This window comes from Pseudaminobacter soli (ex Zhang et al. 2022) (assembly GCF_014595955.1).
Lineage (GTDB): Bacteria > Pseudomonadota > Alphaproteobacteria > Rhizobiales > Rhizobiaceae > Kumtagia > Kumtagia pseudosoli.
The window spans coordinates 196,509-214,125 of record NZ_JABVCF010000002.1; the positions used below are offsets into that span (position 1 = coordinate 196,509).

Below are 17,617 nucleotides of genomic sequence, written 5' to 3' on the forward strand. Positions count from 1 at the left end.
CCTGCGGGCACAAGACTCGCCATACGAGGCGCTACTTGCGTTGCCGGCATACTCATTATACCAGTTCTCCGGTTTGGGGAAGTATTGCGGCACTTCCCGTTCCGAAAGGCGGACAAGATGATCGTGTTTACCTACCGGATCGAGACCGCGGGCAACATCGAGGTCCTTGCCGCGAAGATTGCCAGCGATCAGTCGACCGGTACCTTCGTCGCCCTGCCAGGAGAGACCGAGGAACTGAAGGCGAGGGCAGCCGCGCGTGTGCTCGACATCCGCACGCTGGGGCCGCTCGATGTTCCTTCGATCCCCGCGCCCGGCGAGCGAGGCCCGTTCAAGCGCGCCGATGTCGACATCGGCTTCCCGCTCGACGCGATCGCCACCGACTTGTCGGCCCTCATGACGATCGCGATAGGCGGCACCTACTCCATCAAGGGTCTCACCGGCATTCGCGTGATGGATATGAAGCTGCCGGAGGAGTTCCGGGGCGCTCATCCGGGTCCGCAGTTCGGTGTCGAGGGCAGCCGCCGACTCACCGGCGTTAAGGGCAGGCCGATCATCGGTACGATCGTGAAGCCCGCGCTCGGCCTCAGGCCGGAGGAGACCGCGGCGGTCGTGAAGGAGCTTGTCCAGTCCGGCGTAGACTTCATCAAGGACGACGAGAAACTGATGAGCCCGGCCTATTCGCCTCTCGCGGAGAGGATCAAGGCGATCATGCCAATCATCCTCGACCACGAGCAGAAGACCGGCAAGAAGGTGATGTACGCCTTCGGCATCTCGCATGCCGATCCCGACGAGATGATGCGCAACCACGACCTCGTGGCGGAGGCAGGCGGCAATTGCGCCGTCGTCAACATCAACTCCATCGGCTTCGGCGGAATGGCCTTCCTGCGCAAGCGCTCGCGGCTCGTCATCCATGCCCATCGCAACGGCTGGGACATCCTCACCCGGCACCCCGGTCTCGGCATGGAGTTCAAGGTGTGGCAGCAGTTCTGGCGGCTGCTCGGCGTCGATCAGTTCCAGATCAACGGCATTCGCGCGAAATACTGGGAGCCGGACGAGTCCTTCGTCGCCTCCTTCAAGGCCATATCGACGCCGATCTTCTCCCCCGGTGACTGTGCGCTGCCCGTGGCCTGCTCCGGTCAATGGGGCGGCCAGGCGCCCGAAACCTATCAGCGCACCGGCCGCACGCTCGATCTCATGTATCTTTGCGGCGGCGGCGTCGTCAGCCATCCCGACGGTCCGGCGGCCGGCGTGCGGGCGGTGCAGCAGGCCTGGGAGGCCGCAGTGCAAGACATCCCGCTCGACGAATATGCCAGAACACATCTTGAGCTGCGGCACGCAATCGACAAATTCGCGGAGGGAAAGGCGGCGTGATCGACATGCAAGACCTGCTGCTGAGCTACTACGGCGACGACCTGACCGGCTCGACCGACGTCATGGAGGCTTTGTCGCTCGGCGGCGTGTCGACCGTGCTTTTCCTGCGGCAGCCGGACGAAGAACTGCTGTCGCGTTTCGGCGATTGCCGGGCGGTGGGGCTCGCCGGGACTGCCCGCAGCCAGACGCCGGACTGGATGGACGCGCATCTGTCGCTCGCCTTTGAATGGCTGAAGGGGCTGGGTGCCGCGCTCTGCCACTATAAGGTCTGCTCCACCTTCGATTCCAGCCCAGCGGTGGGCAGCATCGGACGCGCCATCGAGATCGGCCGCGGGGTTTTCGGCGATGCGCCGGTGCCCGTCGTGGTCGGTGCGCCGCAGATCAGACGCTACACCGCCTTCGCAAACCTCTTCGCGCGCTACCGGGAGCACGTCTACCGGATCGACCGCCACCCCGTGATGTCACGCCATCCCGTGACGCCGATGGACGAGGCCGATCTGCTTCTGCATCTCGGCAAGCAGACCGCCCTGAAGTCGGGCCTCGTCGATCTCGCGGCGATTGGAGCCGGCGGGGCTGCGACCGAGGCCGACCGGCTCTCGGGGGAGGGCGCGGCCATCATCTTGTTCGATGTCGCGAGTGCCGAGACGCAACGATCAGTCGGTGCCGAGATCTGGCGCAGGCGCGCTTCCAGCCCGTTCGTGGTCGGCTCATCGGGGGTGGAATATGCGCTGATCAACGCCTGGAAGACGGCCGGCCTTGCGCCCGGGCCGGCGAGCTACGCTGGCGCGGGCGAGGTCGACAGGCTGGCGGTCGTCTCGGGCAGCGTCTCGCCGACGACGGAACGGCAGATCGCGCATGCTCTGGCGAACGGTTTTGACGGCATCGCGCTCGATCCTCTGGAATTGGTCTGCGAACGCGGCGACGTTGCAATGGAAGATGCGATCCGGCTCGGCAACGCCAGCCTGACTGCCGGCCGCAGTGTCATTCTGTACACGGCGATGGGGCCGCAGGCCGACCGCGGCAGCGAGATCGACGAGAAGCCGGGTGCCCGCCATCTGCTCGGAAGAAGGATAGGGACCATCCTCCAGCGCCTGATTGCCGAGCAGGGCCTGAAGCGCGCCGTGATTGCCGGCGGGGATACGTCCAGCCATGCGCTCGGCGAACTGGGGGTGGACGCGCTGACAGTGTTGATGCCCCTGCCGCAGACGCCAGGCTCGCCGCTCTGCACCGCGCACAGCCGCGACGCCCGCGTCGACGGCCTGCAGATTGCGCTGAAAGGCGGCCAGATCGGCCACGACGACTATTTCGAGACCATCCGCCGAGGCGCGCTCAACTGAACGGTTTGACCACGACTGGACGCCATTCGATAGCGGCGTCCACTTGTGTCAGGAAGAGGGCGTCTTCTCCGCCTCAGTCCATTTCGCCTGACTCAGTTCGCCGCCCGAGCAGGATCTCGCGCTTGCCGACATGGTTGGGCGCACCGACGATGCCTTCCTTCTCCATGCGCTCGACCAGCGAGGCAGCGCGGTTGTAGCCGATACCCAGGCGGCGCTGGATGTAGGAGGTCGAGCACTTCTTGTCGCGCAGCACCACCTTCACCGCTTCGTCGTAGGTCGTATCGGAGTCTTCGCCCGAGGCAGGATCTCCCTCGTAGGCAACCTCCTGGTCGGCGCCTCGGTCCTCCTCGCTCTCCTCGGACGTGACCGTCTCGAGATATTCGGGGCGCCCCTGCGTCTTCAGGTGAGCCACGACCACCTCCACCTCGGCGTCGGAAACGAAGGGGCCGTGGACGCGAGCGATGCGTCCGCCGCCGGCCATGTGCAGCATGTCGCCCTGGCCCAGCAGTTGCTCGGCACCCTGTTCGCCCAGGATCGTGCGGCTGTCGATCTTCGACGTCACCTGGAAGGAGATGCGGGTCGGGAAGTTGGCCTTGATGGTGCCGGTGATGACGTCCACCGAGGGGCGTTGCGTAGCCATGATCAGGTGGATGCCGGCCGCACGTGCCATCTGGGCGAGCCGCTGGATGGTGCCTTCGATCTCCTTGCCGGCGACCATCATCAGGTCGGCCATCTCGTCGACGATCACGACGATGTAAGGCAGCGGCGCAAGATCGATCTCCTGCTCCTCGTAGAGCGGCGCGCCGGTGCCCTTCTCGAAGCCGGTCTGCACCTGCATGAAGACCCGTTCGCCGGTTTCGCGGGCGACCGCGGCGCGCTGGTTGTAGCCGTCGATGTTGCGCACGCCGAGCCGCGCCATCTTGCGGTAGCGGTCCTCCATCTCCCGGACGGCCCATTTCAGTGCCGTCACGGCCTTCTTCGGGTCGGTGACGACGGGCGTCAGCAGGTGCGGGATGCCGTCATAGACGGAGAGCTCCAGCATCTTCGGATCGACCATGATCAGCCGGCACTCCTCCGGCCTCAGCCGGTAGAGCAGGGACAAAATCATGGTGTTAATGGCGACCGACTTGCCCGAGCCGGTGGTGCCGGCGACCAGCAGGTGCGGCATCTTCGCGAGGTCCGCGATAACCGGCTCGCCGCCGATCGTCTTGCCGAGGCAGAGCGCCAGCTTGCAGCCGGTGCTGACGAAATGATCCGACTCGATCAGGCCGCGCAAATAGACGGTCTCGCGCGTCTCGTTCGGCAGTTCGATGCCGATCACGTTGCGGCCCGGGATCACCGCGACACGCGCGGAAATGGCCGACATGGAGCGGGCAATGTCGTCGGCAAGGCCGATCACCCGGGAGGACTTTATGCCCGGCGCAGGCGCGAATTCGTAGAGCGTGACCACCGGGCCGGGGCGGACGTGGATGATCTCGCCGCGGACGTTGAAGTCTTCGAGCACGCTCTCAAGGAGATCGGCGCTCTGCTCCAGACGCTCCTGGGACATGTAGAAGCCCTGCCCCAAGGGCGGCTCCTGCAGGAGTTCTACGGACGGGAACTCGTAGCCTTCGACCACGGTTGGGGATCCGACCACGGCGAACTGCCGAGCCGACGCGCGCACCGGTTGAGGCGGCATGGTGACTTCCACCTTCCTCGGCGACTCGGCGATGGCCTGATTTCCCGCAACGGGTGCCGCGGCGGGTTCGGTCGGGATAGGCGCAGAAGCATCTTCTGCGGGCTGGACGAGGCCTTCCTTCGCCGCCGTAGCTTCAGCTTCCTTCAGGGTGTCGGCTGCGCGGGCACCGGCCTGCTCCCCAACTTTTTCAGTGGGGGCCTGTAGGGCCTCCGCGGCTGGCAGGGCAGGTGCGGCTTGCGGGGCGTTACAGTCGATAACGCGGTAGAGCGACCTGATCTCGACGCCGTATGCCGGGCGAATCGTTGGCGAAGAGGCGACGGGCGCCGGCGCGACCGGGCGCGGTACAGGCACCGGCACGTGCGGCCGCTCCCCGACTGCAACCATTGGCAGCAGTTCGAAGAAGACATGGTCCGACAGCATGGTCCAGGGCGCCGCCTTGCGGGTGACACCTCCGGCTGGCGCAGGGCTGTTTGCAGGATGAGCCCTTTGAGCGGCAATCTGCGGGCGGGCAATCGGCACCGGAGTCGCTGACGCGGGGACCTGCGCCGTCGCCACGACCAATTTCGGCGCGGAAAATCTGTCGATCCTCGCCGCCGGTGCTTCGGGCCTGCCGGCCGCGTTGCGCACCTGCTGCTGGGCCGCTTGTGGGAGGGGCTGCCGCGTTGCCGGCACGGCCTGTGGCGCAGACGGCTTCGGCGAGGCAGGAGTGGCGGGAAAAGCAACCTGCGATGCCACAGGCGCCGGGCTAGGAGGGTTCTCGGCTTTTGATTCCGGCGGTTCGGCGCTGTTTCCGGTCTGTGGCGAGCGGCGCTTTTCGATCTCTATTTCGGGTGTGCGCGTGAAGCGCACGTTCGGCGCCAGATAGAAATGATCCTGCATAGTCGAATGGGTAAAATATCCGTCCGCTACGTCGGGCTTCTGCTGCGCGGACCTGCGCTCTTCGGCCTGGTTGATGGCGGGGTGGGAGGCGCCTTCCGGTGCGGCACTGCGCCGGATCTCGGGGCGGGGGGCTTCGCCTTCGTCGTGCGAACCCAGGTACGAGAGGTTGTTTCGTTGATAGCGCATGAACCTTTACTCGAGACTCGCCGGTAAGGGGGAGACCGAGCAATAGGAAGCGAGGGTTAACAGATCCTTCGAGGCGGCTCGTCCGGGTGTCGCAAGTTGGTACACCCTGCGTCAGATGTGGAAAAGGACCGCCGCCGCCCGGGTAAGTGTTTGTTTGCGCGACGAATTGGGGCCGCGCGGCAGCGCATGAGGCGCGTTTTTTCGGCGCGGAGCACGTAATCCGACGCGCGTTGAATCACTCCATAATCGAACCAGTAGCTGCCTCCATCCGCGTGACCGGCGGAGGATTCCACTTGCCCGTCAGGGCGTCTGGCTGCGGAGCGTAGAGACGCAACATCACATTGAACGGCCCCTTCGGCGCGGGAAGCCAGTTGGCCTCCCTGTCCGTGCCGGGGCTCTCGTTCTGCAAGTAGAGGTCGAGCGAGCCGTCCGCATTTTGCTTGAGCGGCATCCAACCGCTCAGCGCGAACCGGTTGAGGCTGTTGGGAACCTGAAAGCCCTCCGAGTCGTAGAGCGTGATTGACCAGAAAGCCGAAGCGGGTGGGGTCTCTCCCTTCTCGAAGTGAATCGCATATTTGTTCGCGCCGTCCAGCGGCTTGCCCGTGTCGTCAGCGAGGTTGAATGGATAGATCGCGTCCTCCGACAGGTTGGCCCCTAGTCCGAGCTGCGCGATGATGGCCCGCTTGAGATAGTAATTGCCATAGACCCCCATGGTCTCGGTGTTCATCGACCAGCCGTTTGCCACCCGAGCCAGCGTCGGCATCTTCCATTGCATGAGCGTCCGCGCGCTCTGCGGCGCGGCTTCGAGGGCCTTTCTGGCGACAGGATCGACCTTCTCGATGTCGAAGCTCTTGCCGGCCTCGATGCCGATCCGCTTCATGCGTGCAATGATCGGCTCGTCGGTGACATGGGGGCCGGCCATCTTCAGGACTTCGGCCGCATAGGCGAAGTACTTGCCGGCCGGCATCGCATCGACCTGCTCCTTGGGCGGCGTCTTCATGTCGATGCTCGGATCGATCTTCACCTCGGGCGCCTTCGGGGTCTTCCCCCATTCGGACAGGGGCGTGACCTTGTACCCGGCCTGGATCTTGTGGACCGCGTCGTAGTCGGCCGGGCCGTCCGTCTTGGTGCGTCCGATGATCCACACGATCGGCGTCGGCGCATCGATGCGCTGCGTCCCGGAGGGCAGCCGGAATTCGTCGAACCGCTCACGCAGGTCAGGCCGCCAGCCGGGCGACGCTATCAGGTAGTTGCCCGCTTGCGTTCCCGTGGTGCGCCAGCCCGGCGATGCGAAGACGTCCGTCCACATGTCGAGCATCGGCAGGAGATAGTAGCGGCCACCGGTGTCAGGAACCGAGACCACCATCGGTTCCTTGGTGAGGTCGAGGAAGGCCGACGAATACAGCGTATCGAAGTTGTAGCGGACCACGCCCTTGTCATCGGCGGCCGGATAGGTCGGCACGTTGTTGAACATGTTCATCGGGCCACGGCCCTCGACCTTGCCGGGTTCGAGGTTGGTGAATTGGTTCCGAGTTACGTCCAAGGTCACCAGCGGATAGAAATAAACGTAGGCGTCGGTGGCGATGTCGCGCGCCTCCGCTTCGCTGATGGCCTGGGCTTGGACAGCGGATGGAAAACCAATCCCCGCGGCGGCGATGACCAAAGCCGTTGCGGCAGCTTTGGCGCGCAGCTTCGACGCGCAGCGCCCCGATTGGATCTGTCCCAGGAAGTGCTCGCGATACATGGCAGTTTTCCTCTCGTTTTGTCATTCGGGGCATGCTGCGGACCATGTGCGACTGGGGAGCGACGGCAAAACGGGGGCTGTGTACGGTGGACCCGAAAGCGCCGACTTGCCGGGCAAGCGGCCCGGCAGGTAACGCCCGTCCGTCACTTCAAAACCGAGCTGTTACATTGCCTAGCGAAGTTGCGACCTAGTTCGGGCACGCCGGCACCGGACTCCAATCTCACATTTGCGCGCACCGTAGCGGCCTGTGGGTGCTACGCCCTTAATTGAAATCAAATCCTGGCGAACTTTATCGCCACGCGTATCGTTCGGACCTTCACGATTTGGGGAAGACATGGCTCCCCGCCATAAGCTGTAGCGCCGGAAGAGCAAGTAGCGCGCCGGAGAAGATGAGCTTGGGCGCAGCTATATCATTGCTGCGCCAATCGATTTCTGCTTCCGAATCCAAGTATTCTTCAAATCACTTCACTCTGCGGAAGGGCTTCCGCAGAAAAAGCACCCAACTGCGCCAGCCCATAGGCACGAGCCCGAGGCAGGTATAACCTACAAACGCCCTGGAGGGGTCGGGCGAACCCTACAGGAGCAAGAGATGAACCTGAAGCAACTCGCCATCCTGACCGCCTTGGCAGGAGCAATCACACCTATAGCGGTCTCCCCTGTGGAAGCGGCTCGAGCGGTCGTCACCAGGAGTACAAATGTGCATTCCGGGCCCGGCAGCGACTTTCGCGTCATTGGGCGCGTGCGCGGTGGAGACCGGGTGAACGTGACGCGCTGCGCTTCGTCCCGTCGCTGGTGCCGTGTTCAATCCCGGCATACTCGCGACGGCTGGGTCCGTTCTCGGTTTCTGGACCGGGTTTCCCGCCGCGGGCCGAATCGACGCGGCGGCATTTGCTTCTTCGGCGCCCACGGTGAGGTTTGTCTAGGCCGTTAGCCTGATGGCAGATGCCTCTTGGCCAGGCGTTTGCGAATCCGCGGGCACGCAATCTGGGTGCTCGGCAGCGCAGCGGTGGTGCTCTCAGAACGAACCGAACAGCGAGCCGAGGACGATCACCACCGCCAGCGCCAGGAGCGAGTTGACGATTCCGACCATGACGATGTCGAAATAGCTTTCACGGTGGCTTGAGTCGCACAGGGCGAGCAGGGTCACGACCGCGCCGTTGTGCGGCAGGATGTCGAGCGTGCCGGAGCCGATGACCGCAACGCGATGCAGCAGGGCGGGATCGATGCCGAGTTGCGAGGCCAGGCTCATGTAGGTCTCGCCGAGGGCGTCCAGCGCGATCGTAAGACCGCCCGAGGCGGATCCGGTCAGCGCGGCGAGCACGTTCGTTGCCACCGCCAGCGACACGAGCGGCCCGCCTCCGATCGTCAGCACCCAGTCCCGGACCACTGCGAAGGCGGGGAGGGCGGCGATCACGGCACCGAAGCCGACCAGGCTGGCGATGCTGACCGCCGGGAGCACGGATGCATTGGCGCCCGCGTCCATGCTCTCGCGCAGAGACGGCAGGCGGCCGTAGTTGAGGACGACCAGCACCAGGATCGCGGCGGCGAGGGCGACTACGACCGACCACACACCGGCCACCGCCGACAGCGAGGTGCCGCCCCATCGCTCCTCGGCCAGGAACGAGAAATCGAGACGCGGCAGAACGAGCAGCGACATCAGGAGATTGACCGTGATGACCACGACCAGCGGCAGACCCGCCTCAAGCGCTGATGGCGCCTTGGAACTGGGCTGGCCGTGCGCGATCTCCGCAGGGTCGAACTCGCGCGCAATGGTCGCCCGCTCTCGCACCATCCCATCGCTTGCCACGGCATCGGGAGTGATGGGCGTAGCCCTACCATAGCCCTCACCCGCCCGGCGGGCTGCCGCCTCCGCTCGACCTAGCCACCACAGGCCGAACGCAAGTACCACTGCGGCGGCGATGAGACCCAGCCCTGGCGCCGCAAACGGCGTGGTGCCGAAGAAGGGCATGGGGATCGCGTTCTGGATCGCGGGCGTGCCGGGCAGCGCTGTCATCGTGAAGGTAGAGGTGCCGAGGATGATCGCGGCGGGCATCAGCCGCCGCGGGATGTTCGCGGCGCGGAACAGCGCCTCCGCCATCGGAACGAGGACAAAGAAGGCGACGAACAGGGAGACGCCGCCATAGGTCACCAGAGCGCCGGCCAACACCACCGCAAGGATCGCCCGATCTTTGCCGAGCCGGGCCGTGATGGTCTCAGCGATTACCGTGACTGATCCGCTGTCGTTCATCAGCTTGCCGAACAACGCTCCCAGCAGGAACAGCGGGAAGAACTGCGCTAGGAAGCGCGCGGCACTGCCCATGAAGGTCTGCGTCCAGCTCGCCAGCAGGGGCTCGCCGGCGAGTGCAGCCGCGACCAGGGCCGCGGCGGGCGCGAGCAGCAGCACGCTCCAGCCGCGGAAGGCGAGCCAGATGAGGAGGCCGAGGCCGAGCAGGATCCCGAAGAGGCCCATGGGTTACACACCCTCGAGCAGCCGGTCGATGTCGAGCGTGGAGCGCGTCCCGATGTTCCGTCCGTCCGTGGCCAGGAAACCCTCCGCGGCCTGGCGTCCCTTGTCCCGTAGCATGGTGAGAAACGCCCATTCGGCATTGAGCTTCGAGGAATAGCCGAGTTCCACCATCCGATCGCTCGCCACCCGGTGGATGCGCATGCCCGCCCACATGGCGCCCTCGCCGCCGCCAGGATCGGCCACCCTGCGCAGCAGGGCGATCATGCGCAGTTCCTTGAGCAGCACCGCGTTGAAGGATACCTCATTGAGCCGGTTGACGATGTCGCGTGCGGCCCGCGGCGTGCCGGAGCGCTCGACCGGGTTGATCTGAACGAGGATCATATCCTTCGACGTGCATTCGCGGACAAGCGGGGTAATGGTGGGATTGCCGGAATAGCCGCCGTCCCAATAGGGCTCGCCCCCGATCTCGACGGCGTGGAACAGGGTCGGCAGGCAAGCCGAGGCGAGGAGTACGTCAGGCGTGATCTCCCGGTTGCGGAAGACGCGTCCCTGGCCGGTGCGCACGTTGGTGGCGGTGACGAACAGCTTGATCGGTCCCGCGGCCAGCCGATCGAAATGGATGCTCTCGGCCAGGATGTCCCGCAGCGGATTGTATCCGCGTGGGTTCAAGTCATAGGGCGAGAAGAGGCGGGCCATCAGGTCCATGGCAATGAAGGCAGGTGAATGATCGAGCGTCCAGCGGCCGAGCAGGAGGTCGAGCGGACCCCGCCGCAAGGGGCTGAACCGGGCCGCATTCGAGACCTTGCGCCAGAACGCCTCGAGCGTAGCCCGCGCCCCATCCGCCCCACCCTCGGCATAGCCGTCGGCGAGCACCACGGCATTCATCGCACCGGCCGACGTGCCGGAGATGCCATCGATCCGCAGCCATGGCTCCTCCAGCAGCCGGTCAAGAACGCCCCAGGTGAAGGCTCCATGTGCACCGCCGCCTTGCAGCGCAAGGTCCACCTGCATGGCATCCTGCTTCGGAGTACGCCCGGTGCGAACGTCAGGCATGCTTTACCCCAGCGTTGATTCAACTTGGCCCCAGCATGAGCAGGACCGCGCGGATGCGCTGCGAGAAATCGGGTGCACCATCAGCGACTGCACGGCTTCGTCGGTTAGGGTCTGCAGTTGCAACTCGTGGAACGGCGTCGGGTCCACTAGCCGCTCCGGTGCGGTCTGCCTGCGGGGCGACCTCGAAGCTTGGTTTTGACTTGGCCGCCTCGATTCACGCCATCGTAGGCATCGGCTGGTGCTGCTGGCATGACGACACCTCGTCTTCCGCGCAGCGGCGAGAGGATTTGCGCCCGTGATCAGAGCGAGACAATAATCCTCTTGCCGTCTGTTGCACGTTCCGGCGACAGTTTGACACGCGTACAAGCATCATTCCACCGCTGTTCCTGCTGCGATGGAAGCTAAATGACAATTATTGGAAATAGCGCACCGGAGAACATGAAACCGGGAACCATTATGCGATTGTTTCCGCTGCACTCTTCTGACGGTTGGCCAACGGAAGCTTCGGACCTGCACGGCTTCCGGTCATAGGCTGGATCGGGCGCCCTCCTCTGAACCATTGAGGGTGCAGTCCAGCAGAGGATCTGTTTGCCATTCGGCTTCAGCAGATAGGCTATTCGCACTCAGCCGTAAAAAGAATATCCGGCAGGGTAGATGATCGGGAAACACTCCGCTATATTTGTGCCAAATACCTAGTATAGTTAGGTCAGCGGCCGGCTGGTGCGGGCCGTACCCCTCGTAGTCGTGAGAAAAAACGGCCTTCCCATCGCGCTTGTGCAACTGATTGAGCTGACCGGCCCGCAGAGGGTAGCCAGATGCGCAGAAAATGGACCTTTGGCTTGGTGGCGTTGGTTGCCATCTATTTGGTCGGCGGAATCGGCGGACGGCACAACTTCTTCCCTTGGCCTCAGCTTTCCGCGCTGAAGAAGCAGGTCGTCGGGACCGAGGCCGTAGAGGCAAGCCGTTACATCTTCGAAGACAATGGCCGCCTTGTTGCCGACGAAACGAAAACCGCAGTCGACTGCCCGAAGCAGACCAAGCGAACCGCCGTCTTGCTGGTTCTCGGCCAGTCTAATGCTTCAAATCACACGGGCCAGCGGAATAGATCGGCATATGGCGCGAGGGTCATCAATTTCTTCGCAAAGCGATGTTTTATCGCGGCTTCGCCGCTTCTCGGATCGACGGACGCGAGAGGAGAGTATTGGACGCAGTTGGGAAACTTGCTGATCGCATCGGGAGAGATCGACAACGTCATCATCATATCCCAGGCGTTTTCCGGCTCGGAGATTGCACGATGGAGCCGAGGCGGCGATCTCAACGGACTTTTGGTTGAGACAGCTAGGCAGCTTCAAGATGTGGGCTATCGCGTGACGGATGTCCTATGGGTTCAAGGGGAGAGCGACTACGTCAAGGGTACGAGCACGGAAGCCTATCAAGAGGGATTTCGGTCTATGGCTGATACGCTGCGTCAGCAAGGCATTGACGCTCCTATCTACGTTTCGGTCGCTACGAAGTGCCTCGAGCCGAGCAACGGGGGCTTCAAAACGCATGTTCCGGACAATGCAATTGTGCGTGCTCAGCAGGCCTTGTCCAGGAGCGGAGATGGCTTCAGGCAGGGCGTGAATACGGACGCACTGCTCGACGACGTCGATCGCTACGACGATTGTCACATAGGTGGTACGGGCGCGGAGAAAGCGTCGCGGGCCTGGGCTGACCTTCTGCTCACTGATCGCCGGATAGCAAGCTCTACTACGCCAACCACAACAGCGCCCAACGACAGCCCACTATGAACGCATGACGCGCAACAAAGACCCGTCATGGGGAACGGCTTCTCTCGAGGCGCGCGACCGTTTCGGCAGCCGTCATCCGACGTTTGACCATACCGGCTCGCACACCGTCACTTTCGGTGCGTCGCTGCCCTCGAAAAGCAGGGCCTCCTTGGCTCTCACATCATCGCGGTCCGCGGCAGCAAGTCAGCGCGCCGATCGCCCGAACCCGAAGGCGTGAGCTCAGCGATGACAGAGTCCGCTCCACAGAACGGATATCGTGTTGAAGCCGATTGCCACGATGAAGAGGATGTTGGCGAAGATGCCCCAGACCGCCATGAACCGCGTGCGTCCTTCGCCGGTTTCGACGACGCCCTGCTCGACGCTGCCCGGCCCGGTGCGCCGGAAGGCGATATAAGAGACGATGAGCGCCAATACCGCGATGGCCAGCGCGACAAGATTGACGAAGCTGGCCGCGGTGGTGGCCCAATCGGATACCGAAGCTCCTCCAGATTCCACTTCACCGCCCATGGCGCAGGCGGCGCCGGTAAGGGCACTGATCGCGCAGATCTGCAGGCCCCATGCGGTTGCGCCGCCGGCCAGCACGACCGCCAGTGCCCAACTGCTCACTCTTTGGCGGTCGGGCGCGGGATGGCCTATGTCGAAGCCGTAGGATTGGGCCATTCTACCAATCCAGGCGCGGGGTGACGTAGAAGGTGAAGAAGATCGCCAGCCACACCACATCGACGAAGTGCCAGTAGATGGCGCCTATGTTGACGGGGGCGGAGCGGGTCTCGTCGAAATAGCCGAGCGCGCTCCACAGCGCGAGTACGGCGAGGATGATGAGCCCGGCCGCGACGTGCGCCATATGCAGGCCCGTCACAATGAAATAGGTCGAGCCATACGAATTGGAGGACGGCCCGAAGGCCTTGTTCATCCATTCGACATACTGGACGACAAGAAAGCCAACGTCCATTGCAAAGCCGGTGAGCAGCCCGCCGACGAGTTGCACACGAGACCCGGGCAGGCCGTTCTCGCCGAACCGGACGGCAACACTGCTCAGTAGCAGGAGCACGGTGTTCGGGCCGGACAGCCTGAAGGACGGAAGGTCTGGCGGCAGCCAATTGCGGCCGTTTTCGAGGGCCAGGTAATAATAGCTGAACAGCAGGTATACGAAGAGCGAGGCCTCGGTGGCGATCAGGGTCATCATGCCCCACCAGCCGGAGGCCTTGCGGTCGATGCTGCCGACAGCGAGCCGCTCGATGATCACCCGCTCGTTCAGAGCGCGCGGCTGCATTTGGGTTATCGCTACCGTTTCAGCCATGGACCCCTTCCGCCGTTTGGGCGAGTTCCGCGCTCGGCCACAGCCAGGCGATCAGGCCGACCGGGGTGAGCAAGCCGCCCGCTGCCGCCAGCCACCACCAGTGAAGGAGCAGCCCGGCGAACCCCAACGTCATGAACACGGTGACCAGGAAAGGCGAAGGGTCGTCGTCCGGCATTTTCAGAATCAGGTCGGGCTCGGCGTCGATGGCCGTGGTGGCGATGATCTCCTTGCCGTTGTCGAGCACGATTCCGCGATCCAGCGAGGATTCGCCCGTGCCTTCCCGGAGACGATTCTCCCAAAGGGGATGGCGGCTTGCGACCACCGGCAGGACTGCGAAATTGTAGGGCGGGGGCGGCGACGAGGTCGCCCATTCGAGGGTTGGCCCGTCCCAGGGATTGGGCCCGGCGATCCGGCCACGCTGAAGGCTGACAAAGACGTTTACAAACAGCATCAGGAAACCCACCGCGAGGACGAATGTGCCGATGGTGGTAATCAGGTTCACCGTCCCCCAGCCGGCTTCGATCGGATAGGTGTAGACGCGCCGTGGCATACCGAGCAGGCCCGTCCAGTGCATCGGCAGGAAGGCAACGTTGAAACCGATGAAGATGAGCCAGAAGCTCCAGCGGCCGAGTTTCTCATCCAGCATGCGGCCAGACATCTTCGGGAACCACATATAGAGCGCGCCGAGCACGCCGAACACGTTGATCCCGATCAGCACGTAGTGCAGATGCGCCACCACGAAGTAGGTGTCGTGAAGCTGGAGGTCCGCGGGCATCGATGCGGTCATCACCCCGGAGACGCCCCCAACGACGAACATGACGACGAAGGCGGCGAAGAACAGGAAGGCGGTGGTGATCACCGGCGTTCCAGCCAGGATGGTGGCCACCCAGGCGAAGACCGCGACTGCGCTGGGCACGGTAATGATGAGGGAGGAGCCGCTGAAGACCGACAGCAGCATGTACGGCAGTCCAGTGGCGAACATGTGGTGGACCCACACGCCGAAGCCGAGCACCATCGTCGTGATCGTGGCGAGCACCACCAGCGTGTAGCCGACCAGCGGCCGCCGACAGAAGATCGGCAGCCCGTCGGAAACCATGCCCATGGCCGGCAGCACGATCACGTAGACCCAGGGATGCGCAAACATCCAGAACAGGTGCTGCCAAAGAAGTGGCCTCCCGCCTCCCGAGGCATCGTAGAAGTGCGTGCCGAACTGCCGGTCGAGCCAGAGGAGGAAGAAGGCGAGGCTGACCGCGGGGACGGCGAGCAGGTTGCCCACCGAGATGGTGGTCGTCCCCCAGACCAGGATCGGGATTCGGTTGAGCGACATGCCAACTGCGCGGGTGCGCGCGACGGTGATCACGAAATTGGCGGCCCCGGCCGTTGTCGAGATGCCGAGCAGGATCATGCCTAGCGCATAGAAATCCATGTTCGGGCCGGGGTTGAACTCGGGCAGCGAGTAGGGTGGGTAGTTGAACCAGCCGTTGTTGGGCGCGCTGCCGGTCAGGAAGCTCGAATAGAGGAACAAGCCGGAGGCGAGATAGACCCAGTAGGAGAATGCGTTCAACCGAGGAAAAGCCATGTCGCGCGAGCCGAGGACCAACGGAAACAGATAGTTCGAGAAGCCCGACAGGATCGGCAGGCCGTAGAGGAAGATCATCGTGATGCCGTGCATCGTGAAGAGTTGGTCGTAGACCTCGGGCGTGACTAGACGCGTTTCCGGCTGCGCCAACTGGACCCGCATGATCAGCGCCTCGACCCCGCCGACCACCAGGAAGGCGAAGGCGGTCACGATGTAGCGGATGCCGATCTGCTTGTGGTCGACGGTCGAGATCCATCCGTACAGGCCGGGCTTGGTTTCCCAGATCCGCTGCAGTCTTTCCGCAAGCCGATCAGATCGGCGCTCGACTTTCGGCTGTTCCTCGTAGGTGGTTACCGACACCTGCCCCTCCTATCGGAGCGACTGAAGATAGCTGCGGCCCCCCGCGGGCCTGAGTTGTCCATCCCACCACGCCTGGAACCTGTCCGGCGGGTCGGCGAACACGCTTAGCGCCATATGGGCGTGCTGCTGGCCGCAATACTCCGCGCATTGGCCGCGATAGACGCCCGGCTTGTCGGCCTCGATCCAGGTCTCGTTGATGCGGCCGGGAATGAGGTCCGTCTTTCCGGTCAGCGCGGGAACCCAGAAGGAGTGGATAACGTCGTTGGAGATCAGACGAACTCGGACGGGTTCGCCTACCGGGATGTGAATCTCGTTGGCCGTTACGAAGATGCGTGACTGGTCTCCCTGCGGCTCGTAGCGGACGCGCCACCACCATTGGTTGCCGGTGATTTCGATGGTTAAAGGCGGTTCCTTCGGCGGGCGGCCGATCGAGACCATGGAGCTAATCGTCCAGACGGCGAGCACCGCAAGCGTGATCGTCGTCACGATCAGCCCGGCATAGATCCAGGGCATGGCGTCCCTCTCACCGCGAGAAAGGGGCGGGAGGGTTCCTTCAAACGAGGCCACCCCGGTGCGGAGCGAGCGCCAGCTGCCGATCAGCACCAGCATTCCGATGATGACCACTACGGAAATGGAGACCGCGGAGAAACCCCAGATGAGTTTCGCCATCACCGCGCCGCGCATTCCCTCGCCCTGCAGGGTGTACATGGGATGGCTAGCCCGCTCGACGGCGTCGGCAGCAGATGCCCCATCGAGTAGAGCTACCGCGGCTACTGCTCTGCGGAGATCCATGATGATCCCAATATTCCAACGGGTCCGATGTTCCGGCGTGGAATCTCCCGATCACTCACTGTTGCAGAGGTTGGGCAGGGACGCCCGGCTTCTTCATCGCACCCTGCCCGGAGCTGAGGTTCAGTATATGTTTACACGGCTCGGCCGTGTCGACGTATTCGGCGGGAACTTGTTGGATCGTAAAAGTCGCGCGCGGGCGTTCGGCCGCCCTGGAGAATGCTCAGGAAGACCTGTCTGTCGCCTGTCGAGTTACGAGCAGGACAGTCTTGTCAGAGATCAGCCACGGCCGCGTTCTAGAAGCATGAGCGCCGCGAGACCGGCCAGCGCCAGCCCGGTGAAGGCCGGCGGCGCCGGGATCGGCGGCCCGGCGAGGATGTTCTGCCGCCAGTTGTACCAGCCGCCCATATTGCGGTGGACGCCATAGATGTGGAAGCCGACGCCGGCGATGCCGAGCGCCGCGGTCGCGGCCAACAGATATCGCGTCTGGGGCCGTGCTTCGCCTTCAATGGCGTCGCGCGCCAAAGACAGCGCCGCGAGCGGCGGCAACGACACCGGCGCCCACATGAACGGGTTGTGGTAGGCGCCCCGGAAGTGAAGCACACCGGCTTCCCCGACAGTGCCTGCCAGCCCGACCGCGACAATGAGGCCGAGCGGCCGGCCCGAGGCCACGGACATCGGACCAGGCTGTCCTCCCGAAAGCTCCAGAGCTGCGCTGGTCTCCCCCAGAAGCCCGCCGAGCAGCAGTGCCGCGGGCGCGCCGAGCGGTGCACCATAGAAGACGTTGCTCCAGTTGAAGCCGCCCAACCGCTTGACTACGTTCCAGAGGTGGAAACCAAGCCCGGCCGCGCCGGTCAGCATGGCCGCCATGTACTCGGTCCTGCCGGATGTTGTCTTTCTTCCGATGACTCTTCGGATGCTCGTTGCGAGAGCCGCGCTTGCCGCGGCAAGTGGTGCGACCATGAAGGGGTTGCGGAAGGAACCCCTGTAGTGCTCCAGGGCACTATCCGCGAGCACTGCTGCGGCCAGCAGCGCGGTTCCGCCGGCGATCATGCGTGCTGGGGCATCGCCGCCGTCTAACGGC

At 63.9% G+C, this 17,617-nt stretch carries 13 protein-coding genes; 4 read left to right on the forward strand and 9 right to left on the reverse strand.

What is annotated here, in order from left to right; translation table 11 throughout:
- Nucleotides 1-84: 84 nt before the first annotated feature.
- Together oiaX and HUI96_RS04115 are read left to right on the forward strand one after the other, a co-directional pair.
- Nucleotides 85-1,371, forward strand: coding sequence for a 3-oxo-isoapionate-4-phosphate decarboxylase OiaX (gene oiaX, locus HUI96_RS04110; protein WP_273032463.1), 1,287 nt, complete (start codon nucleotides 85-87; stop codon nucleotides 1,369-1,371).
- Nucleotides 1,372-1,376: 5 nt separating this feature from the next.
- Nucleotides 1,377-2,708, forward strand: coding sequence for a four-carbon acid sugar kinase family protein (locus tag HUI96_RS04115; RefSeq protein WP_188253699.1), 1,332 nt, complete (start codon nucleotides 1,377-1,379; stop codon nucleotides 2,706-2,708).
- A 73-nt stretch (nucleotides 2,709-2,781) separates the two neighbouring features.
- Here HUI96_RS04115 and HUI96_RS04120 read toward each other — a convergent pair whose 3' ends face one another.
- Both HUI96_RS04120 and HUI96_RS04125 read right to left on the reverse strand, forming a co-directional pair.
- Complete coding sequence (locus HUI96_RS04120) at nucleotides 2,782-5,451, reverse strand: DNA translocase FtsK (RefSeq protein ID WP_188253382.1); 2,670 nt, start codon at nucleotides 5,449-5,451, stop codon at nucleotides 2,782-2,784.
- Nucleotides 5,452-5,686: 235 nt separating this feature from the next.
- Nucleotides 5,687-7,195, reverse strand: a complete 1,509-nt coding sequence (locus HUI96_RS04125; RefSeq protein WP_188253383.1) for a DUF1254 domain-containing protein — start codon at nucleotides 7,193-7,195, stop codon at nucleotides 5,687-5,689.
- Nucleotides 7,196-7,784: 589 nt separating this feature from the next.
- Between HUI96_RS04125 and HUI96_RS04130 the strand changes: the two genes are divergently transcribed.
- The gene (locus HUI96_RS04130) at nucleotides 7,785-8,126 is read left to right on the forward strand and encodes an SH3 domain-containing protein (protein ID WP_188253384.1); all 342 of its coding nucleotides are present in this window, start codon (nucleotides 7,785-7,787) and stop codon (nucleotides 8,124-8,126) included.
- 84 nt (nucleotides 8,127-8,210) lie between these two features.
- On the opposite strand, the gene HUI96_RS04135 is transcribed toward HUI96_RS04130, so the two are convergent.
- Nucleotides 8,211-9,665 (reverse strand): GntP family permease, encoded by a 1,455-nt coding sequence (locus tag HUI96_RS04135; RefSeq protein ID WP_188253385.1) that lies wholly within the window; start codon nucleotides 9,663-9,665, stop codon nucleotides 8,211-8,213.
- Between the two features lie 3 nt (nucleotides 9,666-9,668).
- Nucleotides 9,669-10,715, reverse strand: coding sequence for a patatin-like phospholipase family protein (locus HUI96_RS04140; protein WP_188253386.1), 1,047 nt, complete (start codon nucleotides 10,713-10,715; stop codon nucleotides 9,669-9,671).
- An 815-nt stretch (nucleotides 10,716-11,530) separates the two neighbouring features.
- Between HUI96_RS04140 and HUI96_RS04145 the strand changes: the two genes are divergently transcribed.
- Complete coding sequence (locus tag HUI96_RS04145; RefSeq protein ID WP_188253387.1) at nucleotides 11,531-12,505, forward strand: sialate O-acetylesterase; 975 nt, start codon at nucleotides 11,531-11,533, stop codon at nucleotides 12,503-12,505.
- A 219-nt stretch (nucleotides 12,506-12,724) separates the two neighbouring features.
- On the opposite strand, the gene HUI96_RS04150 is transcribed toward HUI96_RS04145, so the two are convergent.
- The 5 genes from HUI96_RS04150 to HUI96_RS04170 all read right to left on the reverse strand — a co-directional run bounded on the left by HUI96_RS04150 (nucleotide 12,725) and on the right by HUI96_RS04170 (nucleotide 17,586).
- The gene (locus tag HUI96_RS04150) at nucleotides 12,725-13,165 is read right to left on the reverse strand and encodes a hypothetical protein (RefSeq protein ID WP_188253388.1); all 441 of its coding nucleotides are present in this window, start codon (nucleotides 13,163-13,165) and stop codon (nucleotides 12,725-12,727) included.
- Between the two features lies 1 nt (nucleotide 13,166).
- The gene (locus tag HUI96_RS04155) at nucleotides 13,167-13,805 is read right to left on the reverse strand and encodes a cytochrome c oxidase subunit 3 (protein ID WP_188253389.1); all 639 of its coding nucleotides are present in this window, start codon (nucleotides 13,803-13,805) and stop codon (nucleotides 13,167-13,169) included.
- Nucleotides 13,798-15,744 (reverse strand): cytochrome c oxidase subunit I, encoded by a 1,947-nt coding sequence (ctaD, locus tag HUI96_RS04160; RefSeq protein ID WP_188253390.1) that lies wholly within the window; start codon nucleotides 15,742-15,744, stop codon nucleotides 13,798-13,800. Before ctaD ends, HUI96_RS04155 begins: the two co-directional genes overlap by 8 nt.
- Before the next feature lie 9 nt (nucleotides 15,745-15,753).
- A complete protein-coding gene (coxB, locus tag HUI96_RS04165) occupies nucleotides 15,754-16,536 on the reverse strand; it encodes a cytochrome c oxidase subunit II (RefSeq protein WP_188253391.1) in 783 nt (260 codons plus the stop codon).
- 276 nt (nucleotides 16,537-16,812) lie between these two features.
- A complete protein-coding gene (locus tag HUI96_RS04170; protein WP_210320033.1) occupies nucleotides 16,813-17,586 on the reverse strand; it encodes a hypothetical protein in 774 nt (257 codons plus the stop codon).
- Nucleotides 17,587-17,617 lie beyond the last annotated feature (31 nt).